The 3,720-nt window shown below is 70.4% G+C and carries 4 protein-coding genes; 2 read left to right on the top strand and 2 right to left on the bottom strand.

Translation table 11 applies throughout. From position 1 onward, the window contains the following. On the top strand, positions 1-1,243 hold a 1,243-nt coding region (gene lnt / locus I59_RS03845), incomplete at its 5' end, for an apolipoprotein N-acyltransferase (protein WP_042726435.1). 566 nt (positions 1,244-1,809) lie between these two features. Then, positions 1,810-2,160, top strand: a complete 351-nt coding sequence (locus I59_RS03840; protein ID WP_022902737.1) for an RNA polymerase-binding protein RbpA — start codon at positions 1,810-1,812, stop codon at positions 2,158-2,160. 110 nt (positions 2,161-2,270) lie between these two features. Here the strand turns inward: I59_RS03840 and I59_RS03835 are convergent, their stop codons facing one another. Continuing rightward, complete coding sequence (locus I59_RS03835) at positions 2,271-3,419, bottom strand: SPFH domain-containing protein (RefSeq protein WP_022902736.1); 1,149 nt, start codon at positions 3,417-3,419, stop codon at positions 2,271-2,273. Beyond that, positions 3,416-3,720 (bottom strand): NfeD family protein (locus I59_RS03830; protein ID WP_022902735.1); only part of this gene is annotated, 305 nt, incomplete at its 5' end. The genes I59_RS03835 and I59_RS03830, both read right to left, overlap by 4 nt.

Below are 3,720 nucleotides of genomic sequence, written 5' to 3'. Positions count from 1 at the left end.
ATCGCGCTCGCCTACCCGGTGGGTCGCACGCGTGGTGCCGTCGACCGCCGGGCGGGTGTGGGGCCTCCCGACGGTGGTCGCGGCACTCTGGACCGGGCGCGAGTGGTTCTCGGGGAGCTGGCCCTACGGCGGGTTCGCGTGGGGGCGCGTCGGCCTCTCGCAGTCGCAGGGCCCGTTCACGCACCTGGCCGCGTACTTCGGGGTGCTCGGCCTGACCTTCGTCGTCGTCTACTGCGTCGCGGTCATCGTGTCGCTCGCGCTCGTCGTCCCCACCGAGCTCGGCAGGTCGTTCCGGCCCCCGGTGCGGATCGCGACCGCCGGACTCCTCGTCGGCGCCGTGCTCGCCGTGCCTGCGTGGCCGACCGCGATCGACGGCACGATCCGCATCGAGTCGGTGCAGGGCAACGGGCCGGCGGGCTACTTCGACGGCGCGAGCCCGGGAGAAGTGCTCGCCGCGCAGCTCGCCGCCACCGACGTCGAGGCGAAGGGCGTCGACCTCGTCGTCTGGCCGGAGGCGTCCGCGGAGTTCGACCCGCGGCAGCAGCCGGCCGTGGCGTCGGCGCTCGACTCCGTCGTCACGTCCGTGGGTGCGCCGATCGTCGCTGGCGCGATCACCCAGACGCGGTCCGGCGTGCTCCACAACACCTCGTTCGTGTGGACCGCCGACGGCTGGCAGTCCTCCTACGACAAGAAGCGGCCCGTCCCGTTCGGCGAGTACGTCCCGGACCGGTGGTTCTTCTCGAAGCTCGCACCCTCGCTCATCGGGCTGCTGCAGCGCGACTACACCCCGGGCACCAAGCCGAACGTCCTCAGCGTCGCGGGCATCAAGGCCGGGATCTCGATCTGCTTCGACATCGTCGACGACGGCCTCACGACGGACATGGCTCGTGGGGGAGCGCAGGTCATCCTGGCGCAGACGAACAACGCCGACTTCGACGGCACCGACGAGAACCTGCAGCAGCTCGAGATCGCGCGGATGCGGGCGATCGAGACGGGGCGGTCCCTCGTGAACATCTCGACCGTCGGGGCGTCGCAGGTGATCGACCCGAGCGGACGGACGATCGACAAGGTGCCGGCGTACACCGCCACGTCGATGGTGACGGACGTGCCGCTCGGGACCGGGACGACGCCGGCGACGCTGTTCTCCGGCCCCGTGACGTTGCTCGTGTCGCTCGGGGGGCTGCTCGTGCTGCTCGCGTGCGCTCCGTGGGCGCGGCGTCGGCGTGACGGGCACGGCCGGTGATGACGATCGCGCGCGGGGGGATGGGTCGTCGCCCCGGAACGACGCCGTCGTTGTCGTACGACATCGGCGCCGTCGTTCTTTGCGCCCGCTGAGGATCGCGCGCGCGGGGACGGGTCGTCGCCCCGGAACGACACCGCCGTCGTCGTCGTGCGACGCCGCCGTCGTTCTTTGCGCCCGCTGACGATCGCGCGCGCGGGGACGGGTCGTCGCCCCGGAACGACGCCGCCGTCGTCGTGCGACGCCGCCGTCGTCGTGCGACGCCGCCGTCGTCGTGCGACGCCGCCGTCGTCGTGCGACATCGGCGCCGTGTTCTTTGCGCCCGCTGACGATCGCGCGCGCGGGGTAGCGACACCGCCGTTGTCGTACGACATCGGCGCGGTCGTTCTGCACCGACGTCCCCCGACCGCTGCCACCCCGCCCGCGCACTCCGCACGACGCCGGATCGCGCGACATCCCCGCTCCCGGCGCCGCCCTCTGGGAACGCACTGTGAATGCACGGGTCGAGGAACGAACACTGGTGGAACAGTGTTGTGCAGGGCAGGACGACGAGCGGAAGGAGCACACAGATGGCTGATCGAAGTCTTCGCGGCATGCGACTCGGGAGTCAGAGTCTCCAGAGCGAAGAAGGAGTCGAACTCTCCGACCGGAAGCGCGCCGTCTACCAGGCGGACTCCGGCGAGACCTTCGACGTGATCTTCTCGGCCGAAGCAGAGGTCCCATCGACCTGGTCGGACCCTCGCTCCGGGCGCGAAGGACGTCTGCTCGGTGATGACGGCGTGCCCGTCGAGGTCGCCGAAGAGGACGTCAAGGCACCACGCACCCACTGGGACATGCTGCTCGAGCGGCGCTCCCGTGAGGAACTCGAGGAACTGCTCGAGGAACGGTTGCAGTTCCTCCGCGCCCGCCGCGGAGCCTGACCGACTGATCGACCACCTCGCTGCTGCAACACGGCTGAGGTCGGAAGCACCAAGCAACGCGACGACGCCCGCCACGGGGAACCGAGGCGGGCGTCGTCGCGTGCTGCGGGCTACTTGGTGTCGCCGAGCTCCCGGTCGGTCGCTTCGTCAGCCGCCGCGAGTCGTTGGTCAACGCTCTTGTCGGAGTCCGCCAGCCGCTGGTCGAGGTCGGACTCCGGCACGATGTCGGCCGCGGTCGCATCCGGACGCGGAGCAGCGCCGGCCGCGGTGTTCGCTGCAGCCGTGTTCGCCAGGCTCTCGTTCGCCAGCTTCGAGATCCGCGCGAGGAAGTCAGCTCCGCCTGTGCCGCCGGCCGACGGCGCACCGCCGCTGCGTCCCGCGGTGAAGCCCTCGGCGATGCCGGACAGCGCCTTCGTGAACTCGCTCGGGATCATCCAGAGCTTGTTCGCCGTGCCCTCGGCCAGCTTCGGCAGGGTCTGCAGGTACTGGTAGGACAGCAGCTTCTCGTCCGGGTCCCCGGTGTGGATCGCGTCGAACACCGTCGCGATCGCCTGCGCTTCACCTTCGGCACGGAGCACCTGGGCCTTGGCATCACCCTCGGCCTGGAGGATCGCTGCCTGCCGCTGGCCCTCGGCCTCGAGGATCGCCGACTGCTTCGTTCCTTCGGCCTGCAGGATCGCCGCACGACGGTTCCGTTCGGCTCGGAGCTGCTGCTCCATCGCGTCCTGGATCGACACGGGCGGCTCGATCGCCTTCAGCTCGACGCGGCCGACGCGGATGCCCCACTTGCCCGTCGCCTCGTCGAGGACGACGCGGAGCTGACCGTTGATGTTGTCGCGGCTCGTGAGGGCCTCTTCGAGGTTCAGGCCACCGACGACGTTGCGGAGCGTCGTCGTGGTGAGCTGCTCCACCGCCCCGAGGTAGTTCGCGATCTCGTAGGTCGCGGCCCGCGCGTCCGTCACCTGGAAGTAGACGACGGTGTCGATGGAGACCACCAGGTTGTCCTCGGTGATCACCGGCTGCGGCGGGAACGAGACGACCTGCTCACGCATGTCGATGAGCGGCCGGAGCCGGTCGATGAACGGCACCAGGAGGTTCAGCCCCGGGCTGAGCGTCTTGTGGTACTTCCCGAGGCGTTCGACGATGCCCGCGGTGGCCTGCGGCACGATCCGGATCGCGCGAGCGAGCACGACGATCACGAAGATGACGACGACCAGGATGAGCAGGAGGAGCAGGATCGTCCCCGTTGAGAGGGTCATGAGACGTCTTTCTGGTTGATGCGGACGACGGCGGTCGAGCCTTCGATGGACTCGACGACGACGGGGGTGCCCAGGGCGGGCAGACGATCGGAGGGGTCACCGGCGAGGCGCGCGCTCCAGGTCTCGCCGTTCGCGAGGCGGACCTGCCCGGGCGACGAGGACGTGAAGGCGACGGCCACCGTGCCGGAGAGCCCCACCAGTCCGTCGATGCCGGTGCGGTGCGGGTCCGCGCCGCGGTTCAGCGCGTGCAGGAGCCGCGGTCGGACGAGCAGGAGCAGCAGCAGGGCCAGCGCGGCTGCGA

Source organism: Curtobacterium sp. B8, from assembly GCF_000333315.1.
Lineage (GTDB): Bacteria > Actinomycetota > Actinomycetes > Actinomycetales > Microbacteriaceae > Curtobacterium > Curtobacterium luteum.
This window is presented reverse-complemented; position numbering and strand designations above follow the sequence as displayed.

Bases quoted from the DNA above. Each gene is read 5' to 3' on its own strand.
- I59_RS03840 (WP_022902737.1), top strand. From the start codon at position 1,810: ATGGCTGATCGAAGTCTTCGCGGCATGCGACTCGGGAGTCAGAGTCTC.
- I59_RS03835 (WP_022902736.1), bottom strand. From the start codon at position 3,419: ATGACCCTCTCAACGGGGACGATCCTGCTCCTCCTGCTCATCCTGGTC.